The sequence below is a fragment of the Streptomyces sp. NPDC058246 genome (assembly GCF_042881985.1).
Taxonomy (GTDB): domain Bacteria; phylum Actinomycetota; class Actinomycetes; order Streptomycetales; family Streptomycetaceae; genus Streptomyces.
Genome location: NZ_JBHVWZ010000008.1, coordinates 184,969 through 206,286, shown reverse-complemented (window position 1 = coordinate 206,286; position 21,318 = coordinate 184,969). Strand labels below are relative to the sequence as shown.

Annotated in this window: 23 protein-coding genes and 1 tRNA gene; 15 read left to right on the top strand and 9 right to left on the bottom strand. The window is 69.5% G+C overall.

The annotated features are described in order from the left end of the window. The first annotated feature begins 112 nt into the window (after nucleotides 1-112). The 3 genes from cysS to ACFVXA_RS14915 all read left to right on the top strand — a co-directional run bounded on the left by cysS (nucleotide 113) and on the right by ACFVXA_RS14915 (nucleotide 4,407). Nucleotides 113-1,513 (top strand): cysteine--tRNA ligase, encoded by a 1,401-nt coding sequence (gene cysS / locus ACFVXA_RS14925; RefSeq protein ID WP_362026647.1) that lies wholly within the window; start codon nucleotides 113-115, stop codon nucleotides 1,511-1,513. Nucleotides 1,514-1,632: 119 nt separating this feature from the next. Further along, nucleotides 1,633-2,574, top strand: coding sequence for a 23S rRNA (guanosine(2251)-2'-O)-methyltransferase RlmB (gene rlmB / locus ACFVXA_RS14920; RefSeq protein ID WP_362026645.1), 942 nt, complete (start codon nucleotides 1,633-1,635; stop codon nucleotides 2,572-2,574). A 159-nt stretch (nucleotides 2,575-2,733) separates the two neighbouring features. After that, nucleotides 2,734-4,407, top strand: a complete 1,674-nt coding sequence (locus tag ACFVXA_RS14915) for a DoxX family protein (RefSeq protein WP_383900726.1) — start codon at nucleotides 2,734-2,736, stop codon at nucleotides 4,405-4,407. 183 nt (nucleotides 4,408-4,590) lie between these two features. On the opposite strand, the gene ACFVXA_RS14910 is transcribed toward ACFVXA_RS14915, so the two are convergent. From ACFVXA_RS14910 to ACFVXA_RS14900, 3 genes are all read right to left on the bottom strand, one after another. Next, nucleotides 4,591-5,322: an NDP-sugar synthase gene (locus ACFVXA_RS14910; RefSeq protein ID WP_383739071.1), complete on the bottom strand. Its 732-nt coding sequence runs from the start codon at nucleotides 5,320-5,322 to the stop codon at nucleotides 4,591-4,593. A gap of 88 nt (nucleotides 5,323-5,410) precedes the next feature. After that, complete coding sequence (locus tag ACFVXA_RS14905; protein WP_362016878.1) at nucleotides 5,411-5,860, bottom strand: hypothetical protein; 450 nt, start codon at nucleotides 5,858-5,860, stop codon at nucleotides 5,411-5,413. Between the two features lie 233 nt (nucleotides 5,861-6,093). Next, nucleotides 6,094-7,230, bottom strand: coding sequence for a sn-glycerol-3-phosphate ABC transporter ATP-binding protein UgpC (locus tag ACFVXA_RS14900; protein WP_362016876.1), 1,137 nt, complete (start codon nucleotides 7,228-7,230; stop codon nucleotides 6,094-6,096). A gap of 238 nt (nucleotides 7,231-7,468) precedes the next feature. Here ACFVXA_RS14900 and ACFVXA_RS14895 point away from each other — a divergent pair. Both ACFVXA_RS14895 and ACFVXA_RS14890 read left to right on the top strand, forming a co-directional pair. Beyond that, nucleotides 7,469-7,545 (top strand) — tRNA-Thr (locus ACFVXA_RS14895). 380 nt (nucleotides 7,546-7,925) lie between these two features. Next, nucleotides 7,926-8,690 (top strand): hypothetical protein, encoded by a 765-nt coding sequence (locus tag ACFVXA_RS14890; RefSeq protein WP_390025182.1) that lies wholly within the window; start codon nucleotides 7,926-7,928, stop codon nucleotides 8,688-8,690. A 204-nt stretch (nucleotides 8,691-8,894) separates the two neighbouring features. On the opposite strand, the gene ACFVXA_RS14885 is transcribed toward ACFVXA_RS14890, so the two are convergent. After that, nucleotides 8,895-10,319 carry a condensation domain-containing protein gene (locus ACFVXA_RS14885; protein ID WP_362016872.1) on the bottom strand — a complete coding sequence of 475 codons (1,425 nt, stop codon included), beginning with the start codon at nucleotides 10,317-10,319 and terminating at the stop codon, nucleotides 8,895-8,897. 835 nt (nucleotides 10,320-11,154) lie between these two features. Between ACFVXA_RS14885 and ACFVXA_RS14880 the strand changes: the two genes are divergently transcribed. From ACFVXA_RS14880 to ACFVXA_RS14855, 6 genes are all read left to right on the top strand, one after another. Next, on the top strand, nucleotides 11,155-11,397 hold the full coding sequence (locus ACFVXA_RS14880; protein ID WP_362016870.1) for a hypothetical protein: 243 nt from the start codon (nucleotides 11,155-11,157) through the stop codon (nucleotides 11,395-11,397). A 250-nt stretch (nucleotides 11,398-11,647) separates the two neighbouring features. Beyond that, entirely contained in the window at nucleotides 11,648-11,824 is a 177-nt protein-coding gene (locus ACFVXA_RS14875) for a hypothetical protein (RefSeq protein ID WP_390025180.1), read from the top strand. Between the two features lie 130 nt (nucleotides 11,825-11,954). Continuing rightward, nucleotides 11,955-12,332, top strand: a complete 378-nt coding sequence (locus ACFVXA_RS14870; RefSeq protein WP_362016866.1) for a hypothetical protein — start codon at nucleotides 11,955-11,957, stop codon at nucleotides 12,330-12,332. A 402-nt stretch (nucleotides 12,333-12,734) separates the two neighbouring features. Beyond that, the gene (locus tag ACFVXA_RS14865) at nucleotides 12,735-13,067 is read left to right on the top strand and encodes a hypothetical protein (protein WP_362016864.1); all 333 of its coding nucleotides are present in this window, start codon (nucleotides 12,735-12,737) and stop codon (nucleotides 13,065-13,067) included. Nucleotides 13,068-13,183: 116 nt separating this feature from the next. Further along, on the top strand, nucleotides 13,184-13,471 hold the full coding sequence (locus tag ACFVXA_RS14860; protein WP_389466984.1) for a hypothetical protein: 288 nt from the start codon (nucleotides 13,184-13,186) through the stop codon (nucleotides 13,469-13,471). A gap of 105 nt (nucleotides 13,472-13,576) precedes the next feature. Next, a complete protein-coding gene (locus ACFVXA_RS14855; RefSeq protein ID WP_362016860.1) occupies nucleotides 13,577-13,927 on the top strand; it encodes a hypothetical protein in 351 nt (116 codons plus the stop codon). 182 nt (nucleotides 13,928-14,109) lie between these two features. Here the strand turns inward: ACFVXA_RS14855 and ACFVXA_RS14850 are convergent, their stop codons facing one another. The 3 genes from ACFVXA_RS14850 to ACFVXA_RS14840 all read right to left on the bottom strand — a co-directional run bounded on the left by ACFVXA_RS14850 (nucleotide 14,110) and on the right by ACFVXA_RS14840 (nucleotide 15,729). Beyond that, nucleotides 14,110-14,409 carry a hypothetical protein gene (locus ACFVXA_RS14850; RefSeq protein WP_362016858.1) on the bottom strand — a complete coding sequence of 100 codons (300 nt, stop codon included), beginning with the start codon at nucleotides 14,407-14,409 and terminating at the stop codon, nucleotides 14,110-14,112. Nucleotides 14,410-14,740: 331 nt separating this feature from the next. Beyond that, complete coding sequence (locus ACFVXA_RS14845; RefSeq protein ID WP_362016856.1) at nucleotides 14,741-15,028, bottom strand: hypothetical protein; 288 nt, start codon at nucleotides 15,026-15,028, stop codon at nucleotides 14,741-14,743. 221 nt (nucleotides 15,029-15,249) lie between these two features. After that, a complete protein-coding gene (locus ACFVXA_RS14840; protein WP_362016854.1) occupies nucleotides 15,250-15,729 on the bottom strand; it encodes a hypothetical protein in 480 nt (159 codons plus the stop codon). Between the two features lie 556 nt (nucleotides 15,730-16,285). Here ACFVXA_RS14840 and ACFVXA_RS14835 point away from each other — a divergent pair. Together ACFVXA_RS14835 and ACFVXA_RS14830 are read left to right on the top strand one after the other, a co-directional pair. Beyond that, nucleotides 16,286-17,074: a hypothetical protein gene (locus ACFVXA_RS14835; protein WP_390025178.1), complete on the top strand. Its 789-nt coding sequence runs from the start codon at nucleotides 16,286-16,288 to the stop codon at nucleotides 17,072-17,074. Between the two features lie 73 nt (nucleotides 17,075-17,147). Continuing rightward, complete coding sequence (locus tag ACFVXA_RS14830; RefSeq protein ID WP_362016850.1) at nucleotides 17,148-17,426, top strand: hypothetical protein; 279 nt, start codon at nucleotides 17,148-17,150, stop codon at nucleotides 17,424-17,426. A gap of 363 nt (nucleotides 17,427-17,789) precedes the next feature. Here ACFVXA_RS14830 and ACFVXA_RS14825 read toward each other — a convergent pair whose 3' ends face one another. Together ACFVXA_RS14825 and ACFVXA_RS14820 are read right to left on the bottom strand one after the other, a co-directional pair. Further along, a complete protein-coding gene (locus ACFVXA_RS14825) occupies nucleotides 17,790-18,281 on the bottom strand; it encodes a GNAT family N-acetyltransferase (RefSeq protein ID WP_362016848.1) in 492 nt (163 codons plus the stop codon). A 9-nt stretch (nucleotides 18,282-18,290) separates the two neighbouring features. Then, on the bottom strand, nucleotides 18,291-19,238 hold the full coding sequence (locus ACFVXA_RS14820) for an aminoglycoside phosphotransferase family protein (RefSeq protein ID WP_390025176.1): 948 nt from the start codon (nucleotides 19,236-19,238) through the stop codon (nucleotides 18,291-18,293). On the opposite strand from ACFVXA_RS14820, the gene ACFVXA_RS14815 reads away from it, so the two are divergent. Together ACFVXA_RS14815 and ACFVXA_RS14810 are read left to right on the top strand one after the other, a co-directional pair. Beyond that, the gene (locus ACFVXA_RS14815) at nucleotides 19,237-19,890 is read left to right on the top strand and encodes a rhomboid-like protein (protein WP_362016844.1); all 654 of its coding nucleotides are present in this window, start codon (nucleotides 19,237-19,239) and stop codon (nucleotides 19,888-19,890) included. The two genes, ACFVXA_RS14820 and ACFVXA_RS14815, sit on opposite strands and share 2 nt — an antisense overlap. A 10-nt stretch (nucleotides 19,891-19,900) precedes the next feature. Next, entirely contained in the window at nucleotides 19,901-21,310 is a 1,410-nt protein-coding gene (locus ACFVXA_RS14810; protein WP_362016842.1) for an FAD-dependent oxidoreductase, read from the top strand. Nucleotides 21,311-21,318: the final 8 nt, after the last annotated feature.

The following is a 21,318-nucleotide window of genomic DNA, read 5'->3' as shown; positions in this document are numbered from 1 at the left end:
CCGGCCGCGCGGCACGCGTCCGGCGTCAGCCGCGGCTCCCGTATGTCACGAATACGTGGCCCTTGGGGCGGAGGGTCGCGGGGCAGTGGTCGGGGGCCACTACCCTGGAGTGGTGACTATTCGCCTGTACGACACCAGCGCCCGGCAGATTCGTGATTTCACCCCGCTCGTTCCGGGTTGTGTCTCGATCTACCTGTGTGGCGCCACCGTGCAGGCCGCACCGCACATCGGGCACATCCGCTCGGGCCTCAACTTCGACATCATGCGCCGCTGGTTCGATTACCGCGGCTACGACGTGACGTTCATCAGGAACGTCACGGACATCGACGACAAGATCATCACCAAGTCGGCGGACCAGGGCCGCCCCTGGTGGTCCATCGGCTACGAGAACGAGCGCGCCTTCAACGACGGTTACGACGCGCTCGGCTGCCTCCCCCCGACCTATGAGCCGCGCGCCACCGGCCACATCACCGAGATGGTCGAGATGATGCGCGGTCTCATCGAGCGCGGTCACGCCTACGAGGCCGAGGGGAACGTCTACTTCGACGTCCGTTCGTACGAGGGGTATCTGCAGCTCTCCAACCAGGAGCTGGACAACCTGCTCCAGCCGTCGGGCGAGGGCGAGACCGGTAAGCGGGACCCGCGTGACTTCGCCATGTGGAAGGCCGTGAAGCCCGGGGAGCCGAGCTGGGAGACGCCGTGGGGGCGGGGCCGTCCCGGCTGGCACCTCGAGTGCTCCGCCATGGCGCACAAGTACCTGGGCAGCGCGTTCGACATTCACGGCGGCGGGATCGATCTGATCTTCCCGCACCACGAGAACGAGATCGCGCAGGCCAAGGGCTTCGGCGACGAGTTCGCCAAGTACTGGGTGCACAACGCCTGGGTCACCATGAGCGGCGAGAAGATGTCCAAGTCCCTGGGCAACTCCGTGCTCGTGAGCGAGATGGTCAAGACGTGGCGGCCCATCGTGCTGCGCTACTACCTCGGCACCCCGCACTACCGCTCGATGATCGAGTACAGCGAAGAGGCCCTGCGCGAGGCCGAGTCGGCGTTCGCGCGCATCGAGGGCTTCGTGCAGCGGGTGGTGGAGAAGGCCGGGGGAGCCGTCGAGCCCGCGGCTGAGGTGCCGCCCGCCTTCGCCGAGGCGATGGACGACGACCTGGGCGTGCCGCAGGCGCTCGCCGTGGTGCACACGACCGTGCGGCAGGGGAACTCCGCCCTCGCCGCCGACGACAAGGAAGCCGCCGTCGCCCGGCTCGCCGAGGTCCGGGCCATGCTCGGCGTCCTCGGCCTCGACCCGCTCGACCCGCACTGGGCCGGCGACGGCGACCGGGGCGACGATCTGCACGGCGTCGTCGACACCCTCGTGCGCATGGTCCTCGACCAGCGCGAGGCCGCCCGGTCCCGCAAGGACTGGGCCACCGCGGACGCCATCCGCGACCAGCTCAACCAGTCGGGTCTGGTCATCGAGGACGGCCCGCAGGGGCCGCGCTGGACGCTCGGCCCGCGCTGAGCGGCCCTCGTCGGCCTTGATCGATTGTGCCGCCCGGGCCTCCGGGCGGCACACTTCATATACGTACGTATTCCCAGAGCATGCAAAGCAACGGCATGCCGCACACAGACAGGTAGGTCATGGCCGCTAACAACCGCCGCATGTCCGGCAAGAAGGGCGCGCAGGTCGGCAGTGGCGGCCAGCGGCGCCGGGGCCTGGAAGGCAAGGGCCCCACCCCGCCCGCCGAGATGCGCAAGGGGCACAAGAAGAACCGCATCGCCGGCTCCAAGGCCAAGCAGACCGCGCGCCGTCCCGCGCCTCGCGGGCGTGGCGGCAAGGGCACGTCCGAGATGGTCGTCGGGCGCAACCCCGTCGTGGAGGCGCTGCGCGAGGGCGTGCCCGCGACGATGCTGTACGTGCAGCAGTTCATCGACAACGACGAGCGGGTGCGCGAAGCCCTCCAGCTCGCCGGGGAGCGCGGCGGCATCCACCTCATGGAGGCCCCGCGCCCCGAGCTCGACCGCATGACCAACGGGCTCAACCACCAGGGTCTCGTCCTCCAGGTCCCGCCGTACGAGTACGCGCACCCCGAGGACCTGGTGAACGCCGCGTTCGACGAGGGCCAGGACCCGCTGATCGTCGCCCTCGACGGCGTGACCGATCCGCGCAACCTCGGTGCCGTCGTCCGGTCCGTCTCCGCCTTCGGCGGGCACGGTGTGCTCGTGCCCGAGCGGCGCGCGGCCGGCATGACCGCCGGCGCCTGGAAGACGTCGGCCGGCACCGCGGCCCGTACGCCCGTCGCCCGCGCCACCAACCTGACGCGCGCCCTGGAGGCGTACAAGAAGTCCGGCATCGCGGTGGTGGGCCTGGCCGCCGACGGTGAGGTCGAGGTCGGCGAGCTGGAGGCCCTGGAGGGCCCGGTCGTCATCGTCGTCGGGAGCGAGGGCAAGGGGCTGTCGCGGCTCGTCGGCGAGACCTGCGACTTCCGGGTACGGATTCCGATGCCGGGCGGCGCAGAGTCGCTGAATGCCGGTGTGGCCGCGGGAGTTGTGCTGTACGAGGCTTCGCGGCGTCGCGCCTGAAGTGCCTGAACAGCCGCGCCGGGCATGCCTGGCGCGGCTGAACAGTTGTGCGCGTATTCACTCCCCATGGGGTAATCGGGATGTTCGGTATGACCTTGACGCGGTCCGGACAGATCGGGGCGGTCAAAGCAGTGTCCTAAGCACACGTCACTCGGTTAGATGAGTGTGGACACCAGAACACCCCGCACACCCACGGGGGACCGCTCGTCGGGATTCGACGACGCTCCCGCGCTGAGCATGGTGAAGGTGCCGAGCGATCCGGCGCAGGTCATCGTCAATCATGCGAGCTTCCGCGTGCAGCTCAACACCGCTCCGCGGACCCAATCCCCGCGCATCGCAAGGTACGTGAGCTCCACCGGCGACACCGCGCGGAGTCCCGTCGTCGGTGCGGCGGGCAGAGCGGGCGCGGCCGGTCCGGCCGCCGGGGCCCGCCGCCGCGCCCCCGTCGTGTGGAGCGGGAAGTCCGCGCCGGACGACACCGGAGCCCATCGGCTGCTGCAGGCCGTGCGGAGCACCAGCCAGCGGCACGGCTCCGCCGACCCGACGGGCGACGCCGGCGCGACCCAGGTCATCCCGCGCATCGACGAACACCGCGAGTACGAGGGCGATCTGACCGTCGAGACGCCCCTCGTCGGCAGCCAGCGCGGCCTCCCCCGAGCTCACGACTCCGCGCGAGCGGGCGGGACCCCCGTTTCCGGCGAGACCCGCCTGTTGCCGCACATGCGCACGGTGGGCAGCGCGTACGACGAACCGGCCTACACGGGCGGGGAGTTCGCGGACGAGGCCTTCGAGGAGGACGAGGACGGCGAGGCGCCGCTCAAGCGCCACGGCGCGGAACCTGTCCGGCACGCCTACTACCCCGGTCGCCGGATGAACCTCGGCGTCGTGCTGCTCCCGCTGCGCGTCTTCCTCGGGTTCATCTCCATCTACGCCGGCATGGGCAAGCTCTGCGACCCCGTCTACTTCGACGGCGGCAAGCGCGGCTCCATGGTGAAGTGGCTGAACACGCTGCATCCCTGGGAAGTCGCCGAGCCGTTGCGGCAGTTCGCGCTCCAGCACCCCGTCGGCTCCGGTCTCGTCATCGCCTTCTTCCAGGTCATCGTGGGCGTCCTCACGGTGCTCGGGCTGTGGCAGCGGGTCGCCGCCATCGTCGGCGCGATGCTCTCGGCCGCGCTCATCGTCACCGTCAGCTGGAAGACGGTCCCCGCCTACGACGCGCCCGACATCATCTATCTCGCCGCCTGGTCCCCGCTGATCATCGCGGGCGCCCCCGTCTACTCCATCGACGGACGCCTCGCGAGCGAGGCCTGGCGCACGCTCGGGCCGCGCGCCGACATCTGGGAGCTGCGGCACCGGGTGCTGCGCCGCGGCGCGCTCGTCTCCGCCATCGTCGTCGGGCTCACGCTGCTCATCGGCTCGCTCCTCGGCGGCGCCGTGCGCGACGCCGACCGGGTGGTCGTGCCCGGCCCCGGCGAGGCCCCACGCAACGAACTGCCGGGCTCCCCGCTCCCCGAGACGCCGGGCAAGCGCCACTACAAGGCCACCCCGTCGGCCTCCGAGGCGCCCAGCCACAGCAGTTCCTCGTCCCCGTCGGGCGCGGCCGCCACGCCGGGTGCGGCGCGCGAGACCGGCACGGTCACCAGCGGGCCCAGCCAGACCCAGGGCGGCGGTCAGGCCCCGCCCCAGCAGTCCTCACCGGCGCACCAGGCCCCGAGCACCAGCGCGGGCCCGACATCCACCGGCGGCACGTCGAGCGGAGGCTCGACGGGTGGCGGCTCCGGCGGCGACGGCTCCTCCGGGCAGTCGGGGCTGGTGGGTGGTCTGTTGGGGTAGGCGGGCCGGTGGGAGGCATCCTGAAGCACCCCACCGGCTGACTCGACGACGAAGACGACGCTGACGTCAAAAGGGGTCCCGCACGGTCGACGTGCGGGACCCCTTTCGACGTACCGGAACAGGGCTTTCGAGGCATCGGAAGGGCTCCCACACCCCAGAGCCTTCGGCGTACGGGAATGGCGTCTAACGCCCCAGCGCCGCAAGCTCCTTCGCGGCTTCCCTCAGGTCCTTCGCCGTGTCGATGGCGCGCCAGTACGCGCCCTGGGGGATGGGGAAGCCGGCCAGGCGGCGCTCGCGGGCCAGCCGGGGGAACGTGGTGCGCTCGTGGTCGCCGCGCTCGGGGAGCATGCCGGCGAACTCGGGGGAGAAGACGTAGACGCCCGCGTTGATCTCGTACGTGGTCGGCGGGGACTCGATGAAGTCCGTGACGCGCCCGAAGCCGTCCGTCTTGACGGCGCCCCACGGGATGCGGGGGCGGGCGAGCGCGAGGGTTGCGGCCGCGTCGCGCTCGGTGTGGAAGTCCGCCATGTCGCGCAGCGAGAAACGGGTCCAGATGTCGCCGTTCGTCGCGTACCACGGCTTGTCGGGGTGCGGGAGGTGCGCGGCGGCGTACTTGAGGCCGCCGCCGCGGCCGAGGGGCTCCGTCTCGACGACCGTCGTGACGTTGACGGGCAGGTCGGCCGACTCCAGCCATTTCTGGAGGACCTCGGCGAGGTGGCCGCAGGAGACCACGACGTCGGTCACGCCCTCTTCGGCGAGCCAGGTGAGCTGGTGGCCGATGATCGGGGTCCCGGTGCCGGGAATCTCGACCATCGGCTTGGGCCGGTCGTCGGTGTACGGACGCAGCCGCGAGCCCTGGCCGCCGGCCAGGACAACGGCTTGAACGGGGCGCGACGCGGCGTTCGGATCGGTCATGCCCGAACTGTACGTGGCGCCCCGCTCGCGGCTTCTGTTGGCAACCGTTCCCTTAATGAGCTGTTACCTGAGAGTCACGGGGGACCGCTCAGAGGTGTGTGGTGGCGACCCCCGAGGCGAAGGACGTGTCGCAGGCCGGGCGGGCGAAGGACTGGGCGCGCGTCGGCCCGTACTTGCGGACCGCGGCGCGGCCCAGGGCGCGGGCGATCGAGACGCAGTGCTTCGCGAGCGACGGCCGCCCGTTCACCGCCTCCTGGAGGTGCGTGAGCGCGACGCCCGGGTCCTTCTCCTGGAGCTCCAGCAGGAGCTTGTCGCGTAGGACGTCCTGCGGGGCGCGGGAGACGGCTCGTGTCGAGACGTCTTCGGAGGACGCGGTGAGCACCGAGCTCGAGGGGTTCCCCGACCAGTTGACTCGGGTGACCGCGAGGGTCCCGGAGAGCACCAGGACGACAGGCAGAACGAGGGCGAGGGTGCGGCCGATCCGGCGGGCGGGGCCACGGCCACGCCGGGTCCGTTGGTTAGTGGTGGAGTGCTTCACGCGAGTGAGAGTAGCGCGGGGTGATGATTTGGCGACATTTAGTCACCGGTTCGGGGGACGGGGAAGCGGCTTTTTTTGGGTAGCGCGTTGACGTACACGTATCGAAATGACCGGTCTGCCGGGGTATTTGTCGACAACGAAGAGGGCCCCGCAGCAGGTTGCGGGGCCCTCTTCGTCAACTTGGGTGAATTCCACCCTTACGGGGTGTGGGAGCACTCTCCCGGGGACCGGTCTCAGTCGGACAGGCGCTCGCCCGTCGAGGTCGAGAACACGTGGGTCTCGCCCGGGCGCGGCACGACGTGCAGCGTGGCGCCCTTCTCCGGGACCGCGCGGCCGCTGACGCGGACGACGAGGTCCGTGAGCTTGTCGTCGACCTTGGCGCTGCCGTAGACGTAGCCGTCGGCGCCGAGCTCCTCGACGACGTTCACCGACACGGCGAGGCCGGCCGGGGCGTCCGCGCTGTCCTTGGACAGCGTCTTGGCAGCCTCGCCGTTGTGCTCGACGATGTCGAAGTGCTCGGGGCGGACGCCGACGGTGACCGTGCGGTCGCCCTTGTCGGCGGCGGCCTTGAGGGCCTCGCGGTTGACCGGGACGACGCTGTTGCCGAACTTCACGCCGCCGTCGGTGATCGGGACCTCGACGAGGTTCATCGCCGGTGAGCCGATGAAGCCGGCGACGAACAGGTTCGCGGGGCGGTCGTACATGTTGCGCGGCGAGTCGACCTGCTGGAGCAGACCGTCCTTGAGTACGGCCACGCGGTCGCCCATGGTCATGGCCTCGACCTGGTCGTGGGTGACGTACACGGTGGTGATGCCGAGGCGGCGCTGGAGCGAGGCGATCTGCGTACGGGTCGAGACGCGGAGCTTGGCGTCGAGGTTCGACAGCGGCTCGTCCATGAGGAAGACCTGGGGCTCACGCACGATGGCGCGGCCCATCGCGACACGCTGGCGCTGGCCGCCGGAGAGGGCCTTCGGCTTGCGGCCGAGGTACTCCGTGAGGTCGAGGATCTTCGCCGCGTCCTCGACCTTCTGGCGGATCTCGGCCTTCGGGACACCGGCGATCTTGAGCGCGAAGCCCATGTTGTCGGCGACCGTCATGTGCGGGTAGAGCGCGTAGTTCTGGAACACCATGGCGATGTCCCGGTCCTTGGGCGGCAGGTGCGTGACGTCGCGGTCACCGATGTGGATCGAGCCGGCGTTGACGTCCTCGAGACCCGCGAGCATGCGCAGGGAGGTGGACTTTCCGCAGCCGGAGGGGCCGACGAGGACGAGGAACTCGCCGTCCGCGACGTCGAGCTCGAGCTGGTCGACGGCGGGCTTGTCGCCACCCGGGTAGATGCGGGTCGCCTTGTTGAACGAGACAGTGGCCATGGTGATAGGCCCCCTTCACCGGCAGGAACGTGCCGGACGATCCGAGTAAAGGTGGTGTCCACGACGGACGGTTCCGTTGTGGTGTAGTCCACAAGAGTGAACTGGGTCAGGACGCTACCTGGCGTTCACCTGCTCTGTCAGTACTCCGGGACCAGTGAACCTCGCGGAAATTTTCGATCGGGCGCCGCTGGGACCTGGGTACACTGCACGGGCACGTACGCCACACGCGCGCGTGCAGGCCTCCTTAGCTCAGCTGGTCAGAGCGCCGCTCTTGTAAAGCGAAGGTCGTCGGTTCGAATCCGACAGGGGGCTCCATCCCTACCTGGGACAACGCCCCCGCGATCGTCGATCACGGGGGCGTTGACGGTAGTTCTTGACGGCAGTCCCGCTATCGGCGGCGCCTGAGCAGGCGATCCATGTGCCCCATGGTCTCCCGCCGTTCCCCGTCGCTCACGTGCGTGTAGACGTTCATCGTCACCGCCATCGGGGGCGGGGCCGGGACCCCGTACCGCTGGAGGGGCTGGGAGAAGACGGTCACAAGGGACGGCCGCGGGGCCGCAGTGTCAAGTCCCGACTTCCCGGGCCATGACCCCCGCTCCGGGCGCGGGGCGTAATGGAGACACGGACGACGGCACGAACGCGGACCCGCCGACTGCCTCGTCCGAACCCCATTGCCGCCCTAAGGAGCCCTTCTCATGGCCATCATCAACACCCGACGCCTCGCCCCCCTGCTGATCGCCACCACACTCGCTACTGGAGGCGTCTCCCTCACCACCACCTCCGCCTTCGCCGCCACGACCGCCAGCGCCACCGGCGTCACCACCGGCACCGACGACCCTGGCTCCGCCCTCCTCGATGCCTACAGCAGGCACAGGGATTACCAAAAGATCTCAAAGATCCCAGCAGACGACCCTGTTGCCAACGGCGGCGTCGTGGCGCCGGGGATGGATCCTGAGCCCAACTCCGATGAGGTGGACATGGGCTCCCTCATGGTCGCCGAGAGTCGGACCGGAGACGCGCGCCCCGGCCCCATCTTCACCGACAAGGCCGCCAGCGGTGGCAACGGCAACCCTGAGAACGCCAGGGGTGGCGACACCCAGATTGGTGGCTACGGCAACCCTGAAGACGCCAGGGGCGGCGACACCCAGACCGGTGGCTACGGCAACCCTGACGTCGCAGCCACGGGTGGCGACACCCAGTTTGGTGGCTACGGCAACCCTGAAGACGCCAGGGGTGGCGACACCCAGACCGGTGGCTACGGCAACCCTGACGTCGCAGCCACGGGTGGCGACACCCAGATTGGTGGCAACGGCAGCCCTGAAGACGCCAGGGGCGGCGACACCCAGCCCCCCACCGGCCAGACCAATGACAGCAATGCTGCCGGCAGCGACCTCGGGCCCGACCAGAACATCGACTACGGCACCTGGACCAACCCCAACCCCGGACCCGTCGTCAACTGAACCGCCGCAAATCTTTTGCGTTTGGTGGTTCTGTCGCCGCAGGCGAGGCCGGCCGCCGGCCCTTGAAACTGGGTCGGCGGCTCCACGCGCGTGGGGGCAGTCGGCCAAGACTGGTGGTCCTCAGCGCGGCGAGCCTCGACGAGGGCCGCCGAGGAGCCCCAAGGGACGTTCTCACGCGACTCATGACGGCGTCGGCCGTGCCCCTCACCCGGCAAGCTCGTGCGGTGCGAGTTCGCGGGCGCGTTGCTCGCCGGCCACGGTGAGGATGACGTCCCGGAGCCGCTCGACGTACAGCCGCATGTTCTTGTACGCGATGTCCGTGTCGGGGTAGCGGCAGGTGAACCACAGGCCCTCGTGGAGTCGGTTGAGCCAGACGCACACCTGGTCGCCGTAGGACACCCTGACGAGTCCGTACGCCGTCAGCTCGGCCCAGCGCTCCGAGCCGTGGATGCCTCGCGCGTCGACGTACGAGACGATCGAGTACAGGTCGGGCGAGGTCGGGCGGAAGTCGGAGCCGAGCAGACGCAGTACTCGGGCGAGGGGCATGCGCGCCAGCGACCTGTTGGCCTGCAGCTCGGCACGTACGGTCCTCAGGGCGCCGGTGAAATCAGGTGCCCGGTCGATGGGGACCTCGATCGGCGCGCCGCCGACGTACCAGCCCACCGAGTCGGACCACTTGGACTTCACCCGGGTGTGGAACGGCACGACAGCGCGGTAGACGGGCCCCCCGCCGATCTCGTGGACGATGAGGCTGGTGGCGGCCAGGATGCCGACGAGGCTGCCACCGGAGGGCCGGCAGTACGACTCGAAGGCCGCGGCGGCGTCCGCGTCGACGAGCATCTCGCGCATGAGCTTCTGCGTGGGCAGGGCGCCGCCGGGCTTCAGACCCAGGTCGACGGGGAAGTTGGGCAGCTTCCCGCTGCATCGCCGGATGAACTCCCGCCAGCGGTCGACGATCGCGTGGGTGTCGTCGATCCGGTCCGCGTCCGCCCGCTCGATCTCGCAGAAGTCGACGTAACTGCCGACCGGCGACTCCTCCAAGGAGCGGCCCTCGACGGCTGCCGCGTAGAGCTCGTGGATCTCGGCGGGGATGCGCTGGATGGAGTAGGCGTCGACGTTGCTGTGGTCGAAGGCGATGTACACGCTGGTGTCGTCGTCCCTGGTGACCGCCGCGTAGAGGAAGTTGGGCCAGCGCAGCGCGTTCGCTGCGGCGTCGAAGCGGTCCTGGAGGCGCTGGACGAGTTGGGCCGCGTCGGGGAAGTCGCCGACCACCTCGCGGTGGAGCGACACGGCCTCGGTGTCGAGCGTGAACCGGCGCATCTCGTCGCCGTCCCAGCGGAATCCGCTGCGCAGCGTCTCGTGCCGGAGCGTCCAGCTGCGCAGCGCGTCCTGCAGCGCGTCGAGGTCGACCCTGCCGGGGATGTCGAAAGCCGTGCCGAGCCAGGTCGGCACGAACAGGCCGTCCTCCTGCACGGATCGGGCGGTCCTGATGTGTGATTCCTGGACGTACGCCGGCGGCCGGGGGTCCTCCGGAAGGCCCGCCGCCGCCGTGACGGTCGCCGGACTGAGCGCCCACTCGACGAGCCGTCCGGGCCGGACCTCGCAACGCTGGATGTCGGTCATTCGCACGGGCGTCTCCGTTCACAGTTGCGAGCCCGGATCGGGCGGACCCGATCAAGGGAATGCCGCGACCGCGAACGACGGCACCCGGAACATGATCTGTTCCCACTTTTGAGTGGATTGAGTGATCGGCGGTTGTGGGCCAATCGGTCCGCCGGGCATCCGGTGGCGTCAGCCCGGGCGTTTCGTCCCACGAGCAGCTCGCGCTTGCGGGCGCGGAGTTCTTCGAGTCCAGGCCGAGGGCCTGCTTCTCGTACGCGGAGAAGGAGCCTTACTGCGCATGGACCTCGTCGAACCCGGAGTTGAGGTACTCGGGGAGCACGTCGAGGAGCGGCTTGGGGATCTTAGCCCGCACCGGGGAGGAGAGAGAGGGGACGCGCCGAGCGGTGCCTCGTCGGTCGCCTCGCGGTTGTCATCGCCGGCGAGGCGGTGACAGGGCAGACGACGGCCCCGCCGGGACGCTCTTCCGCCACGCCCGGTACGGCTCGGTGAACGGGGCTGTGGTGCGGACGAGTTGGGATGGAATACGGGGAGTGAGCGACCTCTCGACACGTGGCCGAAGGCTCGAATCCTCCCGAGCGGGCCCTCCCGACCAGTGGCCGGTAGGTCGATATTCAGCGCCAAGTAAGCCTGTACCAGGCCGGGTTGAGTCGTCGTCAGCTCGGGCCGAGGGGGCGCCACGGGCTGGTCCGGCCGGCCCCCGGCGACCGCGCATGCGCCCATGTCCCCGCTGGGACACGGGATATCCGCCAGTGTGGAATACCTCGGATCGCTACTGTTAGTGTTCGTTCAGTCACAGTAGGCAATCAGCCTCGTTATACAGGCAATGAAGGACCGAGGTTCCATGCGTAAGTTCCAGCAGGCCATGATCGCAGCAGTGGCGGCCGGCGGTCTGTCCGCTATCGGTGCCGCCGCCGGTACCGCCTACGCCCACGACGATGTGCCGAAGGTGAACGAGCACTACCGCCCCTACCAGGAGTGCAGTCCGCAGACGGTGGCCGAGAGCGACCTCCCGATCGCCGTCCTCGGTCTCTCCGAGACCTTCGACACCACCTGCGGCCAGTTCAACAACGCCTTCACTGGCTGAGGTCGGCGGCGTAATCGTGCGCGACGCTTTCCGCGAGCCCCTCGGGGTCACCCCCGAAGGGGCCCGTTCACGTGCGGCCGCCGAAGCGCGAGGCCGCTCCTGCGGCCCGCGTGCGTTCGCGCCGGCTTGAAACCCGGCGCGTCGATGGGCGGTCTCCGGCGCTTCGGACCGGCTCGCCGAGCCACGAGGGGCCGGTCGCTCGCACCCGTTCGTTCACACCGCTGAAGACGATGCGACGCATGCTTCGCACGTGGGCGTCGCGGCAGCCGCCCCCGGCGGCACGTTCTTCGGTGAGGTCGAGCTGCTCAAAGGTGTGTTGGGCAATGTGCTCAGCGGTGAGGGTCCGGCGGGTGCCCAGGCCGCACCGGTCGGCTCGGGCATGGACTGCGGCAACAGTGCCTTCGGCAGTCCGGCCCTCACTTCGTAAGCGAAACGGACCCGAACGTTCCGGACATGGGTCGGACGCCGGAGCCCGTCTCTCCGACATTCCCAGGGCCCGGCGCGGCCGGTTCGCGGCGCACGACGTCCGGGCGTCTCTCACAAAGGAAAAGCATCGCATGTTCAGTAGGAAGAAGATCGCGGCCCTCTCGGGGCTTCTCTGCGGCCTCGCCGTGACCTGCGCCGGCGCCACCCAGGCGTATGCCGCGGGAGGCCCGGGCACCTGCACTGTCGACCTTGAGGGCAACGTCACCTGCGTGCAACGGATCGTCGGCGCCATGCCCGCGATGCGCGACGGTGGTGACGGGTTGGCCTTCCGCCAGGCACAGAGCTGCGTGCCGACGAAGCCGTTTTCGTTGCCCGTCATCCCCGTTCTGAACAATGGGAGCACGCGGATCGGGCCCGAGGTGACCTGTGCCCCCGACGCGGCGCCGGGAGCCGACAACAGTGACGACAGTGACAAGGGTCCCCTGGCGCTGGGCGGACTGCTGGGCTGAGCCCTGGGCGGAACCTTCCGACACCTCCCTCACCTTTCAAGCAGCGGATGGCCGGACCGGGGTGACCTGGGTCGGCCATCCGCTGCTTCCGCGTCTGCGCCCCCGCACAGTCGCGCAGCTCACGCGCGTCGGCGGGCAAACGGGTGACCGCCCGTCCCTGCCCGTGACTCGTCCCCGGGGAAGGGTCGTTTCAGGGGGAGAACGGTGAGCGCACGACCGGCCGCATCACCCGCTTTCTCATCTCCCTTCAAGTCCCTGCGGGGTGGACGGAAGGGGGTCTCGCCCTCAGCCGACACGGCGCGCAGAAGGGTCCTAGATCCCAAATGACTACTTTTAGTGTGTATATGCTCACATTAGGTAGTCAATCAAGGGCTTCGAGCCCAGCTAAGAAGGGGTCAAAATATGCGCAAGTTTCAGCGGGCCGCCGTTGTAGCCGCAGCGGTCGCGGGGCTGTCAGCGCTCGGCGTCGGCGTCAGCTTCGCCGGGGGCTACGACGCTCCTCCGCAGGTCACCGCGGTGGCTACCTCGACGGCCAACGCTGTGGCCACGTGGGGCGCCCCGTACAGCCAGCCGTACTCCGGCCAGCAGGCGGCTCCGTACTCCGCGCCGGAGAGCGGCCCCAAGTACGGTGCGCAGGAGTACGGCCCCAAGTACGGTGCGCAGGAGGACGGCCCCAAGTACAGCGCGCCGGAGGGCGGTTACGGCCAGTACTCCGCTCCGTACGGCTCCAAGTAGAAAAGCGCCGAGGGCTCGATGCGCACGTTTCGGCGGGCCGCGGTCGTAGCCGCGGCGGTCGCGGGGCGAGCGACCCCGTACTCCACGCCGCAGTGGGCCCCCTAGGTCGTTCGCAGGTGGTCGTGCCGCAGCCCGCACCCTGGTCGGCCCAGCAACCGGTCGCCTCGCGGACCATCGCGTCGCACATCGCCTCGGAGCGCCACGGCAGGCGCATCGATATCCGTCAGAACACCGTAGGCACCGTAGGCAAGCCGCACGATCTGGACGTCCATGTCCTGGATCGGCTCGGTCTGCTCAGCGGTGTGCTGGACAACACCCTCAACGGCAGTGGCAGCCCGGTCGCGCAACAAACCCATCAGGGTGCGCGCCCGGGCTGCACCCACGCCGTCGCCGGACGCGGTTGAAGACGCGTCGGACGCCGGGTCCCGTATTTGACCTTCTCCCAGGCTCGGGCGCACGCCGATCAACGGCACAGGCGCCCGGGCCTCGATCGCAAAGGAGCGCAGCACATGTTCAGTCGGCAGAAGATCGCAACCGTCTCGGGGCTTCTCGGAAGTCTCGCCGTGATCTACGTCGGTGCCCCGCAGGCGCAGGCCGATGACCCCCGGGGTGATTGCAAGACCTCCGCCGCGGGTGAAACCACCTGCATTCGGAAGAGCGAGACCGTCCACATCGACGAGGACGGCAGGTTGGTCGTCAAGCAGACGCAGGACTGCGAGACGATCGACCGGCCGCGCTTGGCGGGGCTCGACGACAAAATGCTGAACACCCCCGGGTCCACGAAGGTAGGGCCGGTTGTGGACTGCTCCAACAAGGTGCAGCTGCCCAAGGGCTTCAAGCGGCCTCACTTCGAGTTCTGAGGTGCGATCGGCGAATGCCGGACCGGGATCACTCCCGATCCGGCATTTCGGCCTTCTGGGGCGTCGGTCGGCCGTGGCCTGACGGAGTTACCCGATATCTCGACCGTTGGGACAGGGCTTTCCGGCGACATAAATGCCTCGGTGCCCCGGCCTGTGGCCGGGGCACCGAGGGAGGTTCTGACTTACTTCTTGCCGAAGGCGCTGTTGTCGCAGCCCTGGCTCGAGCCCAGGGAGGTCTGCTGTGCGCCCGCGTTGCCCTCGTCGTTGAGCCCGATCAGGCCGTTGAGAAGCCCGACGTTGCCGAGGATGTCGAGGTTGAGGTCGTGCGACTTGCAGGTGCTGCTCTGCAGGACGCTGAAGCTCTTGCCGTCTTCGCCGCCCTTGCCCCAGCCGCCCTGATCGGCGTGGGCGGCGCCGGCACCCAGGAGTCCGACGCTGCTGATGGCAGCGACCAGAACAGCAGCCTTGCGAAGCTTGTGCATGTCATCTCCGGTGGAGTGTAAAGGGATTCGATCTGTGACAGATCAACTTCGTGCAGTTATGGACGCTAATACGAAATATCTTCAAAACAACGGGCGGCACGCCGCATTCAGGGAATCCTCACCGCCTTGGCCGATGGCGGGGAAATACCCCGCTCCGTGAGTGAATCGCGACGTCGGCACCTGGCCCGTCGGCTCGCCGCCTATGCCGATCGGATGGCCACTGCGACATAAAAATGGCCACTGCGACATAAAAGGGGTCCCGGCGCCGGGCCTGGGGCTCGGTGCCGGGACCTGTTTCCCGCTTTCGGCCGCCTGTGCGGCCGTCATGTGCCTACCAGGCGCTGTTGTTGCAGCCCTGGGTCGAGCCGACGTGGGTGTCCTGTGCGCCAGGGTTGCCCTCGTCGTTGAGCCCGAGCAGGCCGTTGAGGATGCCGACGTTGCCGAGGAGGTCGAGGTTCAGGTCGTGCGACTTGCAGTTGGAGCTCTGAAGGACGTTGTAGCGGTCGCCGCCGTCCTTCTTGTCGCCGTGGCCGCCGTCGGCGTGGGCAGTGCCGGCACCCAGGAGTCCGACGCTGCTGAGGGCAGCGACCAGGACGGCAGCCTTGCGAAGCTTGTGCATGTCATCTCCGGTGGAGTGAGTGGATGCGATCTGCAACAGATCGACTTCGTACAGTCACGGAGATTAATACGAAATATCCAGAAATCAGCCCGGCGACGCGCCGGGTTCCGTGATCTTGTTGCGGAATCATCCTGAAGCCGCAACGCCTACGAGCGGGCCCTTCGGGGGCGCGATCCCCGAAGGACCCGTGCCGGGCGTCGATGTCCGGCCGTCCGGCGGCCCTAGCGGGCGCTGGCGAGGGCGTTCGCCTGGCTGTTGGCCTGGGTGCAGTTGACGCCCTTGGTCTCCGCGGCGGCGAGCAGGGCGACGGGGAGATTCGCGTTGAGCAGGGACTGCGGGCTGCACTCCTGGTCCGGGTGGAAGAGGTTGTTCTGGTTCGGCGGGGCGGCCTGCGCCTGCGCCGGTGCCGACTGCGGGGAGATCTGCGGGCTGAGCTGCGGGTTCAGCTGTGGGTTGACCTGCGGGCTGACCTCAGCGGGCTGTAGCGGGGCCCCCTGCTGCTGCGCGGCCGGCGAGCCGTAGCCTCGCGTGCTGGCCTGCGTGGTGGTCGACGAGGCGGCCTGGACGTCCGGCTGCGCAACGGGGGGCGGAGCAGCACCGTTGTACGCGACGGGAGCGGCGGCCAAGCTGGGGCCGGCGCCGACGGCGGACAGACCGCCGGCTGCTGCGACGATGAGCGCGACGTGCTGAAGCTTGCGCATGGAACCCTCGGCCCTTCATTGACCTGTGCATGGAACGTACTGGAATGCTGATGAGCCATTGCGGCTATTGCTGATTTCGCTGCTCTGTGAGGCTGCGTTCGCTGCCCTGTGCGGCTGCGATGGGCCATCGTTCTGGCCCGTGGGGAACGAGATGAGTGCGGGGCCAGTCACGGGATCCGGGGTGCGGTCACCCATTTGCCAGAGGTGTGGATCATCGGCGGGGGAGTACGGGTCGCGCACTCGTTCTTGACGGGGCGACACGTCCTCACTCATCCGTGGCACGAAGGGCCGGTAATCCGATCGATGGCAAATGGGTGACGGAATTTTGGATGCCGTGACCGGATCGGAGGAAATGTCGTTGCCAGCTGGGAAAGGGCAGCGATCATGCATCGGCGAGAGGGGCTACGGGATCCGCTGTCGGCTCCGGCGTGAAGTCCACACGACAGCCCAGGATTACCCCTGTCGGGGCGCAGTAGGAATATCAGACTGAGCGCACGCAAGACTGCACTGAATACAACGGATTTCCCTGTACAGGTATTGAAGGGCCGAGGGTTCCATGCGAAAGCTTCACAAAGCCGCGATCGTCGTAGCGGCGGCCGGCGGTCTGTCCGCCATCGGCGCCGGCGTCAGCTATGCCGACGCCCCCGTCGGGTACAGCGGTGCTCCGGCGCCCGCTCCCGAGTACCCGGCGCCCCAGTACGCGCCCCCCGCGCCTCCTCCTCAGTACTCGGCACCCCAGTACGCGGCCCCCGCGCCCCAGTATCCGGCGCCCCAGTACGCGCCCCCGGCGCCCCCTCCCCAGTACCAGGCGCCCCAGTACGCGGCCCCCGCTCCCCAGTACCAGGCACCCCAGCAGAGTGCTCCGCAGGCCACGGCAACGTCCCGTTCGACGGGCACCGCCCAGTTCTCCGCTCCGCAGTCCTACTCCCAGCCGGCGCCCCAGTACGCACCCCCGGCGCCTGCCCCGCAGCAGAGTGGTCAGGCCTCCGCCTGGGCCTCGTCGGGCGGCGTCGCGCAGGCCTCCGGCTCGCCGTACGCCCCGCAGCAGACCGCCCCCCAGCAGCAGCCGGCGCAGGTCGTGCCGCAGGTCGCGCCGCAGACGGCGCCGCAGGTCACTCCGCAGGTCACTCCGCAGGTCGCGCCGCAGGTGGCCATGCCCCAGGTCTTCAACCCGGAGCCCGCGCCGCGTGTCGCACCGCAGGTGAACCCGCAGGTGAACCCTGCAGTGAACCCGCTCATCAACCCGCTGATCGCGCCGGGCGGCCCCCCGCAGGTACCCGGGCTCGGCCTCGGACAGGTCGCGGCGCCTCCCGTGGGCCAATTGGGTCTGCCCCGACTCGGCTGATACCTCCCCGCAGTTGTCCGCCGTCCCAACTCGATCTGCTTCAGATCGCATCCGCTCGACCAACGGAGAAGAAATGCGCAAGCTTCAGAAGGTCGTCCTCGTGGGCGCCGTCCTCGGCAGTGTCGGCTCCTTCGGCGTCGGCACCGCCTTCGCACACGGTGACCGGGGCCACGACGACTTCGACGTCACGCAGGGCATCGAGTGTCGCTCGCACGACATGAACATCGACGTGCTCGGCAGCGTCGGCGCCATCAACGGCCTGGCGGGCAACCTGCTGAACGGCGAAGGGGACCCGGGCGCGCAGCGCACCCACCTCGGTTCGGACATGGGCTGCAACAGCAAGGCGTTCTGAACAGCCACGCTCCACGATCCTTCTTCGCGGTCCCGCAAGAGGGCCGTCGGCCTCCGGGCCCGGCATGACCGCTCCCCTGGCGATCGGATGACCTGGGGCGTGTCACCGGGCCCGAGAGGCGCCGTGGACGCGCCCCCGTCCCCTCCATCGCGCGGGCCGTGTGGCCGCACTCACCGGGTACGGGCGTCAACTCCCGCTTCCTGCGGACGATGTCGTGGCCGGACCGCCGCGACGTGTCGCCCCTCCCCGCCGCCACGACGGGCCCGTGCGGCGCCGCACCACCCGCAGCAACGACAACACCGTCCGCGCCGGCACCGTCGTGTCCGCGCGGTGTGTCACAGCAGCACTGCGGGCTGCGACGGCTCAGAGATCCGCTCGGCGCCCGTCGCCCAGTGCCCGCAGCGCCTCGTCCGTCAGCCGGTACACCGTCCACTCGTCCTGGGGCCGCGCGCCCAGCGACTCGTAGAAGTCGATCGACGGGCGGTTCCAGTTGAGGACGGACCACTCCAGGCGCTCGTATCCGCGCTCCCCGCAGATCCGCGCCAGTTCCGTCAGCAGCGCCTTGCCGTGGCCCGCGCCGCGCGCCTCGGGGCGGACGTACAGGTCTTCCAGGTAGATGCCGTGGACGCCGCGCCAGGTCGAGAAGTTCAGGAACCACAGGGCGCAGCCGACCGGCTCGCCCGTCGTGTCGTCGACCGCGAGGTGCGCGTACGCCGCCGGATGCGCGCCGAAGAGCGCCTCGCGCAGTTGCTCCGGTGTCGCCCTCGCCTCCTCCAGGGCCTTCTCGTACTCGGCCAGTTCCCGGATCAGGGCGTGGATGACGGGGAGGTCGGCGGGCGTCGCGGTGCGAATCATGTGGCGAGGCTAGCTTGCGGGCGCATTCCGCGTCCGACCGCGTTCGGCGCGGAGCCTGCGGGCGATCTCCAGCTGCTCGGCCTCCAGGGGGCGGCCGTCCTCGAGCTCCCAGAGGGAGTTCTGCAGGACGCGGGCGAGCGTCCAGGCGCGTGCCCGCTCCCGGTCCAGACCCAGCACGTCCGTCATCGCGTCGAAGCGCCACTGGATGTCGTCGGCGTCGAAGCGGTTGTGGAGGGCCGGGCACAGATCGAAGCCCGGGTCGCCGGCGAGCGGCTTGGGGTCGATGGCCAGCCAGGGGGCCCGGTCGGAGGCGAGGACGTTCTCGTAGTGGAGGTCCCAGTGCAGGAGGCGGTCACCGGGTTCGGCCACGACCTCGCTCACGGCGGCCGCGCAGTCGGCGAGGAGGCGACGGGCACCCGGGTCCGGGACTCGCTCCAGCGCCCTTGGGACCCGCTCCAGCATGGCCTGCGCGATGTCGCCGAGTCGTCGCATGCCCTGTGGCGCCGGTAGGGAGGTGAGGCGGGCCAGCAGGCGGGCGATGACCGAGGCGGCCTCGTGGGGGTCGGGCAGGTGCGACAGCATGCGGGCCGGGTCGAGGCGTTCGAGGAGCATCGTGCCGGTGGCGGCGTCGTGGTCGAGCAGCCGCACCGCTCCGTCCCCGTCCCAGACGCGGAGAGCGAGGGGCTCGCCCTCGCTCTCCTCGTCGAGCAGCTGGAGTTTGAGGGCGGCCCGGGTTCCGTCGCGGCGGCGCACGGGAAGGACCAGGGCCGTGACACCGTGCAGGGAACGGCCGTCGGGGCGCAGCTCCCAGCGGTCGAGGAAGTCCGCGGCCCGTGCGGGGAGCGCGGTGATGAAGGCACGACCGGCTTCTCCGTTGTACTTGAGCTGCGAGGCGGCCAGTTCATCGGGAATGTCGATCACATGCGGGACACTACGGGCGTGAGGGAATCGGCTCATGCGATTTGACCGGGGCATCCACAGGGTGTGGAGGTACGTGCGCAGCGCCCCGGGTACGTACGTCTGGCTGGCGATCCTCTTCGTCACCACGGTGGCCATGCACCACATGTCTCCGGACTTCGAGCAGGACTTCCTGCGGCAGCGCTCGACCAACATCCACGAGCTGTCGAACACCCCGGTGCGGGTGCTGATCGCCAGTGCCATGTGGATCGACGGCGGTTTCTGGCTGCCGTACGCCGTTCTCTACACCGTCTTCCACGCGCCGGCGGAGCGCTGGCTGGGCACCGCGCGCTGGCTGGCCGTGTGCGTGGCCGCGCACGTCCTGGCCACGCTCATCAGCGAGGGGGCGCTGCTGCTGGCCATCCAGCACGAGGTGGCGCCGCGATCGGCGGTCAACACGCTGGACATCGGGGTGAGTTACGCGCTGGCTGGTGTGATCGCCGTGCTCACGTACCGGATCGCGTTGCCCTGGCGCTATGCGTACCTGGTGGTCGTGCTCGCGGTGTACGGGGTGCCGCTCGCGACCGGCCGCACCTTCACCGATCTCGGACATTTCACCTCCGTGCTGATCGGTCTGGCCTGCTATCCGCTGGTCAGAGGGCGCGGAAAAGCATGGAATCCGAAGGAGACAGTGGCCGCTCTCAGGGGTTAACGTCCCGGCCATGAGCAGCAGCACAGGAAGCGGCACGGTCAACGGCGGCATCTCGTTCTGGTACGCGGACGACGGTCTCCCCGGGACGCGGGAGCCGCTGCCCGGCGACGCGTCCGCCGACGTCGTCATCGTCGGCGGTGGCTACACCGGGCTGTGGACCGCGTACTACCTGAAGAAGGCGGCCCCCTTCCTCCGTATCACCGTCCTGGAGCAGAAGTTCTGCGGGTACGGCGCCTCGGGGCGCAACGGCGGCTGGCTCTACAACGGCATCGCGGGCCGCGACCGGTACGCGAAGCTGCACGGCCAGGAGGCCGCGGTCCGCCTTCAGCAGGCGATGAACGAGACGGTCGACGAGGTGGTGCGGGTCGCGGCCGAGGAGGGCATCGAGGCGGACATCCACCAGGGCGGCGTCCTCGAAGTGGCTTACACACCGGCTCAGTTGGCCCGCCTGAAGGCCTTCCACGCGCACGAGCTGGCGTACGGCGAGAAGGACCGCGAGCTGTACGGCGCCCGGGAGACGGCCGAGCGGATCCGGGTCGCGGACGCGGTGGGCTCGACGTGGACCCCGCACGGGGCGCGCCTGCACCCGGTGAAGCTGGTCAAGGGCCTCGCGGCGGCCGTGGAGGCGCTCGGCGTCACCATCCACGAGCAGACGCCGGTGACGGAGATCCGGCCGAAGCACGCGGTGACGCCGTACGGGACGGTCCGCGCGCCGTACGTGCTGCGCTGCACGGAGGGCTTCACGGCATCCCTGAAGGGCCAGAAGCGCACCTGGCTGCCCATGAACTCCTCGATGATCGCGACGGAGCCGCTGACGCCCGAGCAGTGGGAGTCGATCGGCTGGGAGGGCCGCGAGACCCTCGGCGACATGGCGCACGCCTACATGTACGCGCAGCGCACCGCCGACGACCGCATCGCGCTCGGCGGCCGCGGAGTGCCGTACCGCTTCGGTTCGCGCACCGACAACGACGGCCGCACCCAGCAGGCCACCATCGACGCGCTGCACGAAATCCTCGTCCGCTTCTTCCCCTCGCTGGCGGGAGTGAAGGTCGCGCACGCCTGGTCGGGTGTGCTCGGAGTCCCGCGCGACTGGTGCGCCACGGTGACCCTGGACCGTTCGACCGGCCTCGGCTGGGCCGGCGGCTACGTCGGCTCCGGCGTCGCCACCACCAACCTCGCCGCGCGCACCCTGCGCGACCTGATCCAGCAGGACTCCGGCCAGTCCGGCCCGACCGACCTGACCGCCCTCCCCTGGGTCAACCACAAGGTCCGCAAGTGGGAGCCGGAACCCTTCCGCTGGATCGGCGTACACGGCATGTACGCCACCTATCGCACGGCCGACCGCCGCGAACTGACCACGCACAGCGCGGAGTCGTCGAGGCTGGCCCAGGTGGCGGACCGGGTGGCGGGGCGGCACTGACGGCTCGA